Source organism: Bradyrhizobium arachidis (assembly GCF_015291705.1).
Lineage (GTDB): Bacteria > Pseudomonadota > Alphaproteobacteria > Rhizobiales > Xanthobacteraceae > Bradyrhizobium > Bradyrhizobium arachidis.
This window is the reverse complement of the sequence record NZ_CP030050.1, coordinates 606,832-622,463: the sequence shown is the minus strand read 5'-3', so window position 1 is coordinate 622,463 and position 15,632 is coordinate 606,832. Positions and strand designations below refer to the sequence as shown.

The window sequence follows — 15,632 nt, the reverse complement described above, 5'->3', positions numbered from 1 at the left end:
CGTTACGGATCATCTTCAACGAGCAATATTTTTGGCATGGCCGATCTCAAACTGACACTGGTGGTGGCCTGCGCGCTGGTCGACACGGACAAGCGCGTGCTGATCGCACAGCGTCCCGAGGGCAAGGCGCTGGCGGGCCTCTGGGAATTCCCCGGCGGCAAGCTCGAGCCCGGCGAACGGCCGGAGCAGAGCCTGATCCGCGAGCTCCATGAGGAGCTCGGCATCACCGTCGCCGAACCGTGCCTGGCCCCGCTGACGTTTGCGAGCTACGGCTACGAGACGTTTCACCTCCTCATGCCGCTCTACATCTGCCGGCGCTGGGAAGGGCTGGTCACCGCACGCGAAGGCCAGAACCTCGCCTGGGTCCGCGCCAACAGACTGCGCGACTACCCGATGCCGCCCGCGGACATTCCGCTGATCCCGCATTTGATCGATTTGCTGATGTGAGTTGAAGTGCGAGCCACTTGCTCGGCGTCATGCCCGGCTTGTCCCGGGCATCCACGATCTTTGTGTCGAGTTGAAAGGCGTGGATGGCCGGGTCAAGCCCGGCCATGACGAAGGAGAGAGCTTACGTCTCCCCCGCCTTCTTCACCGCCTCCGCCAGACTCGCTTTCGCCGATCCCGGCTTGAGCGGCTGCTGCTGGCTCGCATGCGGGGCCCAGCCGGACAGCCAGATGATGTCGAATGTCGCGCGAATGCGGCCGTCGGCATCGGCGAAGCGCTCGGCGTAGATTTCGGCCATCCGCAGCAGCGTGGCGCGACGGCTCGGCGCGCGGCGGCGCTCGATCAGCACATTGGCCGCGCCCATGCGGCGCAGGTCCTGCATCAGCGCGAACGCATTGCCATAGCGCACCACGACGCGGTCGACATCGGTCACCGGCAGCGCAAAGCCGGCCCGCTGCAACAGCGCGCCGATGTCGCGAAGATCAGCGAACGGCGCCACGCGCGGGGAGACACCGCCCTCGCATTCGGCTTCCGCCGCGGCAAAGGCTTGGCGCAGCTCGGTCAGGCTGTCGCCGCCGATCATCGCGGCGAGCAGCAACCCGTCCGGCTTCAGCGCGCGGCGGATTTGCGCCAGCACGCCCGGCAGATCGTTGACGAATTGCAGCGCCAGTGCAGAGACGACGAGATCGAGACTTTCCGGCGCGAAGGGCAATTTCTCTGCGCCCGCCGCATCGAGCGCGATCCGCTCGATGGAAGGAAGCCGCGCCCGCAGCCCCGCGAGTCCCTCCCCGGGTGTCCAGAGATCGACCGGCGCATGAAACTCCCGCATCACCGCGGCCAACCGGTCGGACATATCCTCGGCAACACGATCGAGCAGGAATGTGACCCCGCCCTGCGCCTGCGCGCGCCGTTGCCGTGCATGCAGCAAGGCGCGATCGAACAAGGCGGGCGGGATTTGCGGGGTCTGGGCCATGCCGCTGGTTACGCCGATCATGCTGGGCATTGCAATCGCTCTCGTGTCCCGGACGCGGTGCGGCACGAAGTGACGCTCCGCAGAACCGGGACCCATGCTTCTGCGCACACAGCTCCTGGGCCCCGGCTCAGCAGCGCACCACTGCGCGATGCGCTGCGTCCGGGGCACGAGACCGAATTCCGCCGCTTGAGCCGAATATCGCTCGGCGCTAGCCTTCCCTCATGGAAGCCGAAAGTGCCCCTGCCCGTTCCATCGCCGCACCACTGCGTGCCGCATGGACCGCCAGCCGCCACGTGCTGGCGCGGGCGGCCCGGCTTGCGCTCGACATCGCGCTGCCAACGCTGTGCGTCTCCTGCCGCGAACCGGTCGATGGCGAAGGCGTTTGCGCTTCGTGCTGGGCCAAGCTGTCGTTCATCGAGCGGCCCTATTGTCCGCGGCTCGGCATTCCCTTCGTCTATGATCCCGGCCCCGACATGCTGTCGATGGAGGCGATCGCGAGCCCGCCGGCGTACCAGCGGGCGCGAGCCGCCGTGCGCTATGACGACGTCGCCCGCACGCTGGTGCATGCGCTGAAATACCAGGACCGCACTGATCTGGCGCCGGCCATGGGCCGCTGGATGGCGCGCGCGGGCGGCGAGCTGCTGGCCGGCGCCGACATGCTGGTGCCGGTGCCCCTGCATTGGCGGCGGGCCTGGCGCCGCCGCTACAACCAGTCCGGGGCGCTGGCGCGCATCATCGAGCGGCAGAGCGGGGTGAAAGTAAGGGCTGAGGTGCTGCGCCGGGTGCGCGCCACCGAGCAGCAGATCGGGCTGTCGCGAGCCCAGCGCGCCACCAATGTGCAGGGCGCATTCCAGGTATCCCGCGACCATCAGGCCGAGATTCAGGGCCGCCGCATCATCCTGATCGACGACGTCCTGACCACGGGTGCGACGCTGGACGCCTGCGCGCGGGCCCTGCTCCGCGCCAAAGCGGCCCAGGTCGACGTGCTGGTCTTTGCCCGGGTTGTCGAGAGCGGCCCCCGTCCCATATAATTCAATGAATTCATGACATGAAAGCGCTGGACGAGATGACCGCTGCTGTCGAGATCTACACGAGGCCGGGTTGCGGCTATTGTTCCGCCGCGAGGTCCCTTCTGACCCGGAAGAAGGCGACCTTCGCGGAGTTCGACGTCGCCAAGAACCCGTCCTGGCGTCAGGAGATGTACGACCGCGCCGGCGAGGGCTCGACCTTCCCGCAAATCTGGATCGGCGGAACCCATGTCGGCGGCTGCGACGAGCTTTATGCGCTCGATCGCGAGGGCAAGCTCGACGGTCTGCTCGAAAGCGTGAAGGCCGTCTCATGAGCGACAACAGGACCTTCACCGCCGCGATGGTGCAGATGCGCACCGGCCTGATGCCCGGCCCGAGCCTCGAACAGGCCACCAGGCTGATCCGGCAGGCGGCGGCCAATGGCGCCGATTACGTGCAGACGCCCGAAGTCAGCAACATGATGCAGCTGAACCGCAAGGCGCTGTTCGAGCATCTGCAGAGCGAGGAGGATGACGCCTCGCTCAAGGCCTACCGCGCGCTCGCAGCTGAGCTGAAGATCCACATCCATGTCGGCTCGCTGGCGCTACGCTTCTCGCCTGACAAGGCGGTCAACCGCTCCTTCCTGATCGGGCCCGAGGGCAACGTGCTCGCGAGCTACGACAAGATCCACATGTTCGACATCGAGCTGCCGGACGGCGAGAGCTATCGCGAATCCGCCAATTACCAGCCGGGCGAGACCGCCGTGATCTCCGACCTGCCCTGGGGCCGCGTCGGCTTGACGATCTGCTACGACGTGCGCTTCCCCGCGCTTTACCGCGCGCTGGCCGAGAGCGGCGCCTATTTCATCACGGTGCCGTCGGCCTTCACCCGCAAGACCGGGGAAGCTCATTGGCACGTGCTGCTGCGCTCGCGCGCGATCGAGACCGGCTGCTTCATCTTTGCCGCCGCCCAGGCCGGCCTGCATGAGAACAAGCGCGAGACCTATGGTCATTCGCTGATCATCGATCCCTGGGGCGAGATCCTCGCCGAGGGCGATGTCGAGCCCGGCATCATCATGGCGAAGATCGACCCGGCGAAGGTCGAGACCGCCCGCCGCGCGATCCCCTCGCTCCAACACGGCCGCCGCTTTGGCGTCGCCGATCCCAAGGCGGGGCCGGATCACCTGCACCTCGTGCGGGGATCAGCATGATCCGCTACGCACTGCACTGCGACCGCGGCCACGACTTCGAAAGCTGGTTCCAGAGTTCGTCCGCCTACGATTCGCAGGTGAAGCGAAAGCTCGTGACCTGCCCGATCTGCGGCTCGGCCAAGGTCGCCAAGGCGATCATGGCCCCGCGCATCGTCGGCAAGAAGGGGCGCGGCCGCGCGACGCCGCCGCCGGAGCCTGCGGCTGCGACCACGCCCGAGGCTGCGCCGTCAGGGCCGACCTCGCTGCTGATGGCGCAGGAGCGCGAGCTGCGCACCAAGCTGAAGGAGCTGCGCGACCACATCGTCAAGAACGCCGACAATGTCGGCGAGCGCTTCGCCAACGAAGCCCGCGCGATGCATTACGGCGACAAGGAGCACCGTCCGATCTACGGCGAGGCCTCACCGGAAGAGGCGAAGTCGCTGATCGACGAAGGTATCGAGGTCTCGCCGCTGCCGACCCTACCGGAAGACAGGAACTGAGGCGTCCCTTCTTCGTCATGGCCGGGCTTGACCCGGCCATCCACGTCTTTCTTTCCTACAGCACGAAGAACGTGGATGCCCGGGACAAGCCCCGGGCATGACGGCGGCTGAGAAGTCAGGCCCCCACCAGCAGCGCGACGCCCGCCACGATCAGCACAATTCCAAAAATCTCGCGCGGCGCGATCGGCTGCTTGAACGAGTAGTAGGCGACGCCTTGCGCGAACAGCACCTCGATCAGCGCGAGGGTGCGGACATTGGCGGCGGCCGTCAGCGCGAAGGCCAGGAACCAGAACTGCGAGGCGAAGGCGCCCGTGAAGCCCGCCAGCATCGACGGCCGCCACATCCCGAGGATGCCCCGCAACACGTCCGGCGCACGCCAGAGCAGATAGATCGTCAGCACCAGCGTCTGCACGAACAGGCCAAGCACCAGGGTGAAGGACGAGGCCGTCACGAACGACACGTTCGGCACGGTGATGATGGCGCCACGGAAGCCGACTGCGGAGAGTGCGAACGCGGCGGCCGCGACGAGGCCGGTGATGGTCGGCTTCAGCTCGGCAAAGCTCTTCTCGCCGCCGGGCCGCAGCGCGGTGATGACGACGCCGATTGTCGCGATCAGGATCGCCAGCACCTTCAGCCAGGTCAGGTGATCGCCGAGGAAGACGAAGCCGAAGATCGCGGTCTGGATCGCCTCGGTCTTGAGATACGCCGTCGTCACCACGAAGGAGCGGTCGTTCATTGCGAGCAGCATCAGGCCGGTTGCGACGATCTGGCTGAGCGCCCCGAGCAGCAGCCACGGCCAGAACGCGGTCGGCGGCATGCCGATATGATCGCCGGTTGCGACCACCACCACGCTTAAGAACAGCAGCGAGAACGGAAAGCCGAACAAAAAGCGGATGTTGGTCGCGCCCCAGGTCCCGAGCGGCTTGGTCAGCGACCGCTGCATCGCATTGCGCGCGACCTGCCCGAGCGCGGCGATGACGGTAAAGGGAATCCAGAGGCTGGTGACGGTGAGCATGAGGGGGTGGCTAATGCAGGAAGGGCGGGGCCAACCTGCAAGCTGAGGCGCATGCGGTCAACCGCGGGGATGTCATGGGAGCGATGCTCTCGCAACAAATACCGTCGTCGTCCCTGCGAACGCAGGGACCCCTAACCCCAGGGAGCAATTTGGCGACCGCTGCCAACCCACGCATCCAACACCGCGCCCCACCGATGGATTCCGCGGTATGGGTCCCTGCGTTCGCAGGGACGACACCATTTGTGGAGATACAGCTCGCGCCTTACTCGCCCCCTCACACCATCCCTTCCGCCACCACCATGTAGTTCACGTCCATGTCCGACGAGAGCGACCATTTGTCGGCGAAGGGGGAGTAGACGACGCCGGTCTGCTCCGTGATGACGAGGCGGTTGTCGAGGAGGTATTTGGTCAGTTCGTCCGGGGTGACGAACTTGTTCCATTCGTGGGTGCCGCGCGGCAGCCAGCGCAGGACATATTCGGCGCCGACGATGGCGAGCGCAAAGCTCTTCCAGTTCCGGTTCAGCGTCGAGACCACCATCAGCCCGTTCGGCTTCAGCATTGCGGCGCAGCGCTTGAGGAAAACGCCGACATCGACGACGTGCTCGACCACTTCCATCGCCAGCACGATGTCGAAGCGCTCGCGCGGGTCGATTTCCTCGACCGTGGTGCAGCGGTAGTCGATCGCAAGATGGCTCTTGTCGGCATGCAGCTTCGCCGCGGCGATGTTGCTGGCCGACGGATCGACGCCGATGACTTGCGCGCCGAGACGCGCCAGCGGCTCGCACAAAAGGCCGGCGCCGCAGCCGATGTCGAGCACGCGCAAGGACCCGAGACAATTGAGGCTGCGCACATTGCGCTCGAACTTGCGGCAGGCGGCGTCGCGGATATAGCCGAGCCGCAGCGGGTTGATCCGGTGCAGCGGCGCCATCTTGCCCTTGGGGTCCCACCACTCCGCGGAGAGTTTCGAGAATTTCGCGATCTCGGCGGCGTCGACGGTCGAGCCCGGCTGGGCGGTTGCGGTGGCGGAGGTGTTTTGCTGCATGCTCATGGTTACGCGCGGTCCTACCGCGTGGTGATCGAACTACGGAAGGCGAGCGGCGAGGCGATGGTCCGGATGGTTTCGCGGCCTTCGCCGACGCCGTTGATGGTCACGTCGCCGTAGTTGAGAATACGTCCAAGAATCGACTGGTTGACGTCGACACTCTCGACCTTGTCGAGCGCCATTTCAAAGGTGCGGCGCTTGATGAACCCGGTCTTGTGCACAACCCTGAGGTTGGTGACGTCGGTCTCGGTGGTGAAGCGGTGGAACCAGCCCTTCAAGGTCCAGAACAGGGCCGCCAGAGCCACCACGCCCGCGGCGATGAGACAGAGAATCACGAGCCCGTCGACCGCGGTCTGCCGCGACAGAAGCAGAAGGCCTAGGGCCACGATCCAAGCCACGATCGCCGGAAAATAGAAGATCCAGTGCGCATTGGTCGAATACAGCACCCGCTCGCCGGGCTGCAGGATTTCGTCAATATAGCGCGCCATGACCTCGGTTAACCCATTGTCCGGATTGGGCCCCACAGGAACCCGCTTGCCCCCGGCCCCGCCCCTCTGTATACGCGCGGTCGGTATCCCCTGGCATCCGTCCAGCGCGGGTCACCATACTGATCCTTATGAAGGAATGCACGCGTCGTCATGAGCCGCCTCGTGATGAAATTCGGCGGCACGTCCGTCGCCAACATCGAACGTATCCGCAACGTCGCACGCCATGTGAAGCGTGAGGTCGATGCCGGCCATGAGGTGGCCGTGGTCGTCTCGGCGATGTCCGGCAAGACCAACGAGCTGGTGGCCTGGTGCACCGAGGCCTCGCCGATGCATGACGCGCGCGAATACGACGCCGTGGTCGCCTCGGGCGAGCAGGTCACGTCCGGCCTGCTTGCCATCGTACTCCAGGGCATGGGCATCCAGGCCCGCTCCTGGCAGGGCTGGCAGATCCCGATCAAGACCAGCGACGCCCATGCCTCGGCCCGGATCGAGGACATCGACGGCCGCGAGATCATCAAGCGCTTCCAGGAGCGCAAGGAGGTCGCGGTCATCGCCGGCTTCCAGGGTATCAACCCCGAGACCAATCGAATCACCACGCTCGGCCGCGGCGGCTCCGACACCTCGGCCGTCGCGGTTGCCGCGGCCGTCAAGGCCGACCGCTGCGACATCTACACCGACGTCGACGGCGTCTACACCACCGACCCGCGAATCGTGCCGAAGGCGAAAAGGCTCGACAAGATCGCATTCGAGGACATGCTGGAACTGGCCTCCCAGGGCGCCAAAGTGCTCCAGGTCCGCTCGGTGGAACTCGGCATGGTCCACAACATGCCGATCTTCGTCCGCTCGAGCTTCGACAAGCCCGAGGATATCGACCCGCATGCCAACCAGCCGCCCGGCACGCTGATCTGCAGCGAGGAGGAGATCATGGAAAGCCACGTCGTCACCGGCATCGCCTTTTCGAAGGACGAGGCCCAGATCTCGGTGCGCCAGATCGAGGACAAGCCGGGCGTTGCCGCCTCCATCTTCGGCCCGCTGGCGGATGCCAACATCAACGTCGACATGATCGTGCAGAACGTGTCCGAGGACGGCAAGACCACCGATCTCACCTTCACCGTGCCCGCCGCCGACTACACCCGCGCCAGGGACACGATCACCGCCGCCAAGGACAAGATCGGTTATGCACGGCTGGATACAGCCACCGACGTCGCAAAGATCTCGGTGATCGGCAGCGGCATGCGCAGCCATGCCGGCGTCGCCGCCCAGGCGTTCTCGGCCCTCGCGGGACGGAATATCAACATCCGGGCCATCACAACCTCCGAGATCAAATTCTCGGTCTTGATCGACACGGCTTACACCGAGCTTGCGGTGCGCACCCTGCACACGCTCTACGGCCTCGATCAGGGCTGAAGCCCCCCCGTCATCGCGCTTCAGATTGTCGTTTGAGCATGGTCTTTCCGGAAAACCGCTTCGCACTTTTCCGGACCATGCCTGGGCTAATTTTCTCTTAGCGGTCGCAGCAAACGTGAAGGTGTACACACCTTCGCGTTTGGCAGGCGTTTTGCTTGGCAAAACAAGCCTCAATTCGCTATACGGCGAACAGGGTGGGCTGCCGCAGACTGTGTCCCAGTTCAGGCCGCTGATTCGGTGCAAGCGAAGGTTTGCGCCTGCGCCGGACAAACAATTTGGTTGTTTTTCTGGAATTTTAGGCCAGCCGCCGGCCGATACCGCCGGGCCCGGCAGACGGAGGAGATTGACGGTTCATGCGGAGCGCGTCGGGAGGTCCCCGCGTCTTGTTGAGACGGCTCCGCGAAACCATGGCGGAGCAGGTCTCGGCCCAGGAGCGGCTGGACAAGATCGTGGTGCTGATCGCCGCCAACATGGTGGCCGAGGTATGCTCGGTCTATGTGCTGCGCATCGACAACACGCTCGAGCTCTACGCCACCGAAGGCCTCAACCGCGAGGCGGTGCACCACACCGTGCTCAGCGCCCATGAGGGCCTCGTCGGCCTCGTCGCCAGCGAGGCGACCCCGCTCAACCTGAGCGATGCGCAGAGCCATCCGGCCTTCTCGTTCCGCCCCGAGACCGGCGAAGAGATCTATCACTCCTTCCTCGGCGTGCCGATCCTGCGGGCCGGCAATACGCTCGGCGTGCTGGTCGTTCAGAATCGCGCCAAGCGCAACTATGTCGAGGAGGAGCTCGAGGCGCTTCAGACCACCGCGATGGTGCTGGCGGAGCTGATCGCCTCCGGCGAGCTGTCCGCACTGGCCCCGCCGGGCATGGAGCCCGCCGCGCGCCATTCCGCGCAGAAGGTCGGCGCCATCCTGTCGGAAGGCATCGCGCTCGGCCATGTCGTGCTGCACGAGCCGCGCGTCGTCATCAAGGATTACATCGCCGAGGACCTGCCGAAGGAGGTCAAGCGGCTCGACACCGCGCTTGCCAAGCTGCGCGCCGATCTCGACCGCATGCTGGAGCGCGGCGACGTCGCGGAGGGCGGCGAGCATCGCGAGGTGCTGGAAGCCTACCGCATGTTCGCCAACGACCAGGGCTGGTCGCACAAGCTGCACGAGGCGGTCGCGACCGGCCTCACGGCGGAAGCCGCCGTCGAGCGCGTGCAGTCAGACACCCGCGCGCGCATGCTGCGCTCGACCGATCCGTATCTGCGTGACCGGCTGCACGATCTCGAGGATCTCGGCTACCGCCTGATGCGGCAGCTGGTCGGCCAGGACCACGCGCCCTCGCGCGAGCAATTGCCCGACAACGCCATCGTCATCGCGCGCGCGATGGGCCCCGCGGCGCTGCTCGACTACGACCGCAAGCGCCTGCGCGGCATCGTGCTGGAGGAAGGCACCGCCAACTCCCACGTCTCGATCGTGGCACGCGCGCTCGGCATTCCCGCCGTCGGCGAGGTGCCGAACGCGCCGGGTATCGCCGATCCCGGCGACGCCATCATCGTCGACGGTACGTCGGGATCGATCTATGTGCGTCCGTCGCAGGAGATCGAGGCGGCTTTCGCCGAGCGCGTGCGCTTCCGCGCCCGCCGCCAGGCGCAGTACCTGGCGCTGCGCGATCGTCCCTGCGTCACCAGGGACGGCCAGAAGGTCGAGCTGATGATCAACGCGGGTCTTGCGATCGACCTGCCGCATATCGAGGACACCGGCAGCGCCGGCATCGGCCTGTTCCGCACCGAGCTGCAATTCATGGTCGGCCAGAGCCTGCCGCGCACCAGCGACCAGCTCGCGCTGTATCGCACCGTGCTGGATGCGGCCGGCACCAAACCCGTCACCTTCCGCACCCTCGACATCGGCGGCGACAAGGCGCTGCCCTATATGGAAGCCGTGATCGAGGAGAATCCCGCGCTCGGCTGGCGCGCGATCCGGCTTGGGCTCGATCGTCCCGGTCTGCTCCGCGGCCAGATCCGCGCACTGCTGCGCGCCGGCGGCGGCCGTGCGCTGCGCATCATGTTCCCGATGATCTCGGAGGTCGCTGAATTCGACTCCGCCAAGGCGCTGGTCGAGCGCGAGCTCACTTACCTGCGCCAGCATGGCCACACGCTGCCTGAAAGGATCGACATCGGCACCATGGTCGAGGTGCCGGCGCTGCTGTACCAGCTCGACGAGCTCCTGAAGAAGGTGGACTTCATCTCGGTCGGCTCTAACGACCTGTTCCAGTTCCTGTTCGCGGTCGACCGCGGCAATGCCAAGGTGTCCGAGCGCTTCGACACCATGTCGGCGCCGATCCTGCGCGTGCTGCGCGAGATCGCGCGCAAGTCGAACGCGGCGAAGAAGTCGCTGTCGCTCTGCGGCGAGATGGCCTCCAAGCCGATCGGCGCATTGGCGCTGATCGCGATGGGCTATCGCTCGTTGTCGCTGTCGGCGACCGCGCTCGGCCCGGTCAAGGCGATGGTGATCGACCTCGACGCGAAAAAGGCCGAAGCGATGCTCAATCCGCTACTGGATGCGCCCTCCGGCAGCATCTCGATCCGGCAGAAGCTGACGGAATTTGCCGAGGCCGAAGGCTTGGCGTTGTAGCGGGCCTGCCGCCCCTTCCCGCCGCCGCGCCGCTTTCCGCACTTTGAGACTGAACCGATGTCGTCACTCCCCGAAGCCAAACTGGACGTCCTGCTCGCGCATCATGCTTCGCTCGAGGCTGAATCGCTGGGCCAGCTCGCCTCCGAGCGCTATGTGCAGATCACCCGCGAGCTCGCCGAGATCACCCCGCTGATCGAGGCGGTGAAGGCCTATCGTTCTGCGGTCAAGGAGCTCGCCGACACCGAGGCACTGATCGCCGATCCCGCGACCGATGCCGAGATGCGCAGCATGGCGGAGAGCGAGCGCGACGAGCTGACGCCGAGGATCGAGGAGCTGGTCCAGAAGATCCGCGTCGCGCTCTTGCCCAAGGACGCCATGGACGACCGCAACGTGATGCTGGAAATCCGCGCCGGCACCGGTGGCGACGAGGCCTCGCTGTTCGCCGGCGACCTGTTCCGCATGTACGAGCGCTTCGCCAGCTTGCAGGGCTGGAAGGTCGAGGTGATCTCGGCGAGCGAAGGCACCGTCGGCGGCTACAAGGAAATCATCGCGGAGGTGCAGGGCCGCGGCGCGTTCTCCAAGCTCAAATTCGAATCCGGCGTGCACCGGGTGCAGCGCGTGCCCGACACCGAAACGCAGGGGCGCATCCATACCTCCGCCGCCACCGTCGCGGTGCTGCCGGAGGTCGAGGACGTCGACGTCGACATCAAGAACGACGACCTGCGCATCGAGACCATGCGCGCGCAGGGCGCGGGCGGCCAGCACGTCAACAAGACGGAATCGGCGATCCGCATCACCCACATCCCGACCGGCATCGTGGTGATGATGCAGGACTCGCGCTCGCAGCACAAGAATCGCGCCTCGGCCATGAACATCCTGCGCTCGCGCATCTACGACGCCGAACGCCAGCGCGTCGATGCGGCGCGCTCGGCCGAGCGCAAGGAGAAGGTCGGCTCCGGCGATCGCTCCGAGCGCATCCGCACCTACAATTTCCCGCAAGGTCGCGTCACCGACCACCGCATCAACCTGACGCTCTACAAGCTGCCGCAGGTGATCGCGGGTGAAGCGCTGGGCGAATTGATCGACGCGCTGACCACCGAGCATCAGGCCGCGCAGCTCGCGGCGCAAGGCGCTGCGGCCTGAGCTCGCGTTTAAGCGTCGCTGGGCGCCCGGAAAGACTTCAAGAGTCGATTCAACGCCGGGCTGGCGGCGCGGCGAAGCTCCTCGAGATTCTTCCGCGAGAGTGCCTGGAGCTTCTGCTCGCCCTTCTTCGTCAACTTGAGATGAACTCGCCTGGCGTCTTCCGGGTCGGCGACGCGGCTGACCAGCCCGAGCTTCGCGAGGCGGTTGATCAGCTCGACAGCGGAGTGATGCCGGATCAGCAGGAACCGCGCGACGTCACCGACTGTTGCGGGGCCTGGACGGACAAAGCCCTTGATGCCGAGCAGCGCCTGGTGCTGCGTGGGGGTCAATCCCTGCTGTGCTGCCGCCGCCTCGCTGAACGCCAGAAAGCTCCGGATCTGATAGCGGAATTGCGCCAGCGCCGCGTAGTCGGAGTCGCGCATGGTCCGGTTGCTTGAAGACCGTGCAGGCATCGCCGCCGTGGAGCGTTGCGCCTTCTTCGCCTGAACCATGCCGTGCCGCCTCCGCGCCTTGCCGCCCGGCAATGCGGGCAGCTTAACCAAAAGTAGCAAGCAGCGGCCGCCGTACAACCGGCGGGCAGCGGAGATGCACAAATATCGGCGCTTGCAGCCGCCTATTCGAAGCTGGACAGCAGGATCTTGACCAGGATGACCTGAAACGCGATCGGGATGCGGACGCTCTTGCGCCGGATCGAGCGCTGGAGCGCGCTGACGATCTCCGCACTGGTCAGGGCGCCCGTCGACGCATTGGTGATCAGCTCCGCCCACATCTCCGACAACGAGCCGCCGGACCGGATCACGGGTTTGATGGTCACGCCACAGCCCTGCGCCCAGTCGACGATCTCCCGCACGGTGTGAGGCCCGCAATTGCGCGCGGTCGCGAGGCGCTCGGCCGTCAGCGCGCGCAGCAGCTCGCGCGAGGGCGACCAGTTTCCTTTCGGCGGCTGCTCGCCGGTGAGCTCGACCGCGAGCTCCTTGAGGACGTTCTGGGCGCGCACGCTCAGTCGCTTCATCGGCGCCGGCGCACGCTTGGCCTGAACGGAGCCGACGGCCGGACCTCGCTCGCCGGCGGGCCGGTTGCGCGGCTCGGGCAGGCGGGAGGCATCGCCGGACTGCGGCGCCGCGCGCTGGTCGCCTGCCTCTCCGCTTGGCCACGCAGCCTCCTGCCGCTCCGCCTCCTGCGACCAGGATCGTTGCTTCCGGACACCCGCCACTGTCGTCTGCCGCGCCATTTCGCTCGCCGAACCCGCTCGCCTCGTACTCACAAAGACTAATATATATCGTGATCCGATATGTTTTCACGACATAATTTTCGTCGTTCGACCAAAGGCGAAATTGACAGAAGGTGTTCACAAGCAATGCTTACGGCCAAGAACTACACGCGGATGTGACGTGCCCGGCGGGGGCAGGCCAAGCGAGGCCGGTTGCCGCCGGACAGGTCGTGTTTGGCCTGCAACCAAGAACGATGTTCGGAGGAAACGATCATGACTGACAAACTCATCCGCCGTGGCCTCTCGCGCCGCGGCCTGCTGCAGACGACCGCAGGCCTGATCGGCGGCTCGATGCTGCCGGCGCTGCCGGCCTTCGCCGAGGACAAGCCGGCGATCGGTTCCTATCCGGCTGGCGTGTCGGGTTCCACCGCCTTCATCGGCATCTCGGTGCCGCGCACCGGCACCTATGCCGTGCAGGGCGAGGACGAGCTCAAGGGCTATCAGCTCGCGATCGAGCACATCAACAGCGGCCACGATCTGATCAAGAAGATCTCGCCGAAGACCAGCAAGGGCGTGCTCGGCAAGGAGCTCAAGTTCGGCGTCGCCGATTCCGCGGCCAAGCCCAACGAGGCGGTGCAGGCGCAGCAGCGCTTCATCAGCGAGAACAAGGCGATCATGATCACCGGCGGCACGTCGAGTGCGGTGGCGGTCGCGCTCAACAAGCTCGCCCAGCGCGAGCACGTGCTGTTCGTGTGCGGCATCTCCGGCTCGAACGACACCACCGGCAAGGACTGCGTCCGCTATGGTTTCCGTCAGAACTTCTTCGGCCAGACCGCGGCCGCGGCAATCGGACCGGTGATGGTGAAGGAGTTCGGCAAGGGCAAGAAGGCGGCCTATCTCACGCCCGACTACACCTACGGCCACACCGTCACCAAATCGATGCAGGACTTCCTCGCCACCGCCGGCTGGACCACCGTGACCAACCAGGTCGCCCCGCTCGGCGCGCCCGACTATTCCTCCTATCTGCTGAACGTCGCGAACTCCGGCGCCGACGTCCTCATCAACGTCAACTGGGGCCACGACGCGGTGCTGTCGACCCAGCAGGCAAAACAGTTCGGCGTGCTCGACAAGATGAAGCTGGTGGTGCCCTACCAGGTGCCCTTCATCGCGCGCGAGACCGGCGGCCTGATGCAGGGCGTCTACGCCGCCACCGACTATTGGTGGACGATCGAGGACAAGTTCCCGCTGGCCAAGATGTTCAACGAGGCCTTCGAGAAGAAGTACGGCTACAAGCCGGAATGGGGCGCGGAGAACGCCTATGTCAGCTTCGCGCACTGGGCCCGCATGTGCGAGGAAGCCGGCAGCTTCAATCCGCCCGACGTGATCAAGGCCTATGAGAAGGGCGAGACGCTGCCCTCGCTGGTCGGCGACGTGCATTACCGCCCCGAGGATCACCAGTGCGTCCGCCCGGTGATCATCGTCAAAGGCAAGCAGCAGAAGGACATGAAGAGCAAGGAAGACTGGTACGACGTGGTCGAGATCGTCCCGGGCGAAGGCCTGATGCAGAAGCCGGACGCGTTCGGCTGCCATCCCGGCGACTACACTTGAAGCCGGACTAACCCCTGTGACGCCGCGGGACGCACTCTGGTCTTGCGGCGTCACCTTTTTTGACGCGCGCTGCTCTCGCGTCTCAACGGCGATCATTGCATGATTAGTTGGCCCAATCTCGTTTCGCAGCTCTTCAACGGGCTCGCGCTCGGCGCGCTGCTGGCGCTGATCAGCTCCGGCCTGACCATCATCTACGGCACGCTCGGCGTGCTCAACCTCGCGCATGGCGCGATGTTCATGATCGGCGGCTATGCCGGCTTCGTCACCTACCAGTACACGGAATCCTTTGTCCTCGCCGTCATCGCGGGCTCGCTGTTCGTGATGCTGCTCGGCGTCGTGATGGAACGCGTCATCATCCGCCACTTCTATCACCGCCCGCACGAGGACCAATTGCTGGTGACTTTCGGGCTCGGCATCTGCTTCGTCGAGCTCGTGCGCCTGATCTTCTCAAGCCAGTCGCAGATCGTGCCACCGCCGGCGCTGTTCCAGGGCATCACCAATCTCGGCTTCATGTTCTATCCGACCTACCGCCTCGCCGTGGTCGGCATCGTCGCGATCGCGCTCGGCGCGCTGTTCCTCGTGCTGTACCGGACCCGGCTCGGCATGATCGTGCGCGCCGGCATCGAGGATTCGGTGATGGTCGATTCGCTCGGCATCAACGTCTACCGCGTCTTCATGGTGGTGTTCGGCATCGGCGCGATGGCCGCCGGCTTTGCCGGCATCGTCAACGCGCCGGTGGTGTCGCTGACCCCCGGCATTGGCGACGACATCCTGGTCCAGACCTTCGTGGTGGTGGTGATCGGCGGCGTCGGCTCGTTCCCCGGCGCGATCCTCGGCGGCCTGATCGCCGGCGAGATCATCAGCGTCACCTCCATGTTCAACCCCGGCTATGCCTATGTGATGCTGTTTGCGGCAATGACGCTCGTGCTCGTGGTGCGACCGCATGGCCTGCTCGGCGTCCAGGGCCGCGAGTAAGCGATTTCCC

At 65.7% G+C, this 15,632-nt stretch carries 16 protein-coding genes; 10 read left to right on the top strand and 6 right to left on the bottom strand.

The window, feature by feature from the left end:
- Positions 1 to 36: 36 nt before the first annotated feature.
- On the top strand, positions 37 to 447 hold the full coding sequence (locus WN72_RS02920; RefSeq protein ID WP_092218507.1) for a (deoxy)nucleoside triphosphate pyrophosphohydrolase: 411 nt from the start codon (positions 37 to 39) through the stop codon (positions 445 to 447).
- Between the two features lie 121 nt (positions 448 to 568).
- Here the strand turns inward: WN72_RS02920 and WN72_RS02915 are convergent, their stop codons facing one another.
- Positions 569 to 1,438 carry a methyltransferase domain-containing protein gene (locus WN72_RS02915; protein WP_194483035.1) on the bottom strand — a complete coding sequence of 290 codons (870 nt, stop codon included), beginning with the start codon at positions 1,436 to 1,438 and terminating at the stop codon, positions 569 to 571.
- Positions 1,439 to 1,638: 200 nt separating this feature from the next.
- Here WN72_RS02915 and WN72_RS02910 point away from each other — a divergent pair, with 200 nt between their 5' ends.
- From WN72_RS02910 to WN72_RS02895, 4 genes are read left to right on the top strand one after another with little or no spacing between them, the layout of a single operon-like run.
- Positions 1,639 to 2,448 (top strand): ComF family protein, encoded by an 810-nt coding sequence (locus WN72_RS02910; protein WP_092218505.1) that lies wholly within the window; start codon positions 1,639 to 1,641, stop codon positions 2,446 to 2,448.
- 35 nt (positions 2,449 to 2,483) lie between these two features.
- On the top strand, positions 2,484 to 2,759 hold the full coding sequence (gene grxC / locus WN72_RS02905) for a glutaredoxin 3 (RefSeq protein ID WP_027563467.1): 276 nt from the start codon (positions 2,484 to 2,486) through the stop codon (positions 2,757 to 2,759).
- Entirely contained in the window at positions 2,756 to 3,634 is an 879-nt protein-coding gene (locus WN72_RS02900; RefSeq protein WP_027563468.1) for a carbon-nitrogen hydrolase family protein, read from the top strand. The genes grxC and WN72_RS02900 overlap by 4 nt, the downstream gene beginning before the upstream one ends.
- Positions 3,631 to 4,113: a DUF1178 family protein gene (locus tag WN72_RS02895; protein ID WP_092218504.1), complete on the top strand. Its 483-nt coding sequence runs from the start codon at positions 3,631 to 3,633 to the stop codon at positions 4,111 to 4,113. The genes WN72_RS02900 and WN72_RS02895 overlap by 4 nt, the downstream gene beginning before the upstream one ends.
- 115 nt (positions 4,114 to 4,228) lie before the next feature.
- Here WN72_RS02895 and WN72_RS02890 read toward each other — a convergent pair whose 3' ends face one another.
- From WN72_RS02890 to WN72_RS02880, 3 genes are all read right to left on the bottom strand, one after another.
- Positions 4,229 to 5,128 carry an EamA family transporter gene (locus WN72_RS02890; RefSeq protein ID WP_092218503.1) on the bottom strand — a complete coding sequence of 300 codons (900 nt, stop codon included), beginning with the start codon at positions 5,126 to 5,128 and terminating at the stop codon, positions 4,229 to 4,231.
- A 274-nt stretch (positions 5,129 to 5,402) separates the two neighbouring features.
- Positions 5,403 to 6,176, bottom strand: coding sequence for a bifunctional 2-polyprenyl-6-hydroxyphenol methylase/3-demethylubiquinol 3-O-methyltransferase UbiG (ubiG, locus tag WN72_RS02885; protein ID WP_167381064.1), 774 nt, complete (start codon positions 6,174 to 6,176; stop codon positions 5,403 to 5,405).
- 14 nt (positions 6,177 to 6,190) lie between these two features.
- Positions 6,191 to 6,658 (bottom strand): PH domain-containing protein, encoded by a 468-nt coding sequence (locus WN72_RS02880; RefSeq protein WP_027563472.1) that lies wholly within the window; start codon positions 6,656 to 6,658, stop codon positions 6,191 to 6,193.
- A 150-nt stretch (positions 6,659 to 6,808) separates the two neighbouring features.
- On the opposite strand from WN72_RS02880, the gene WN72_RS02875 reads away from it, so the two are divergent.
- The 3 genes from WN72_RS02875 (at position 6,809) to prfA (ending at position 11,829) form a co-directional block, all read left to right on the top strand.
- Positions 6,809 to 8,065, top strand: coding sequence for an aspartate kinase (locus WN72_RS02875; RefSeq protein WP_027563473.1), 1,257 nt, complete (start codon positions 6,809 to 6,811; stop codon positions 8,063 to 8,065).
- Positions 8,066 to 8,418: 353 nt separating this feature from the next.
- Positions 8,419 to 10,686, top strand: a complete 2,268-nt coding sequence (gene ptsP, locus WN72_RS02870; protein ID WP_027563474.1) for a phosphoenolpyruvate--protein phosphotransferase — start codon at positions 8,419 to 8,421, stop codon at positions 10,684 to 10,686.
- A 57-nt stretch (positions 10,687 to 10,743) separates the two neighbouring features.
- A complete protein-coding gene (prfA, locus tag WN72_RS02865; RefSeq protein ID WP_027563475.1) occupies positions 10,744 to 11,829 on the top strand; it encodes a peptide chain release factor 1 in 1,086 nt (361 codons plus the stop codon).
- 8 nt (positions 11,830 to 11,837) lie between these two features.
- On the opposite strand, the gene WN72_RS02860 is transcribed toward prfA, so the two are convergent.
- Together WN72_RS02860 and WN72_RS02855 are read right to left on the bottom strand one after the other, a co-directional pair.
- Entirely contained in the window at positions 11,838 to 12,320 is a 483-nt protein-coding gene (locus tag WN72_RS02860; RefSeq protein ID WP_027563476.1) for a MarR family winged helix-turn-helix transcriptional regulator, read from the bottom strand.
- Between the two features lie 122 nt (positions 12,321 to 12,442).
- Positions 12,443 to 13,060 carry a hypothetical protein gene (locus WN72_RS02855; RefSeq protein ID WP_027563477.1) on the bottom strand — a complete coding sequence of 206 codons (618 nt, stop codon included), beginning with the start codon at positions 13,058 to 13,060 and terminating at the stop codon, positions 12,443 to 12,445.
- Between the two features lie 252 nt (positions 13,061 to 13,312).
- Between WN72_RS02855 and WN72_RS02850 the strand changes: the two genes are divergently transcribed.
- Together WN72_RS02850 and WN72_RS02845 are read left to right on the top strand one after the other, a co-directional pair.
- Positions 13,313 to 14,647 (top strand): substrate-binding protein, encoded by a 1,335-nt coding sequence (locus tag WN72_RS02850; protein ID WP_092218502.1) that lies wholly within the window; start codon positions 13,313 to 13,315, stop codon positions 14,645 to 14,647.
- Positions 14,648 to 14,746: 99 nt separating this feature from the next.
- Complete coding sequence (locus WN72_RS02845) at positions 14,747 to 15,622, top strand: branched-chain amino acid ABC transporter permease (RefSeq protein WP_027563479.1); 876 nt, start codon at positions 14,747 to 14,749, stop codon at positions 15,620 to 15,622.
- The last annotated feature ends 10 nt before the right edge of the window (positions 15,623 to 15,632 follow it).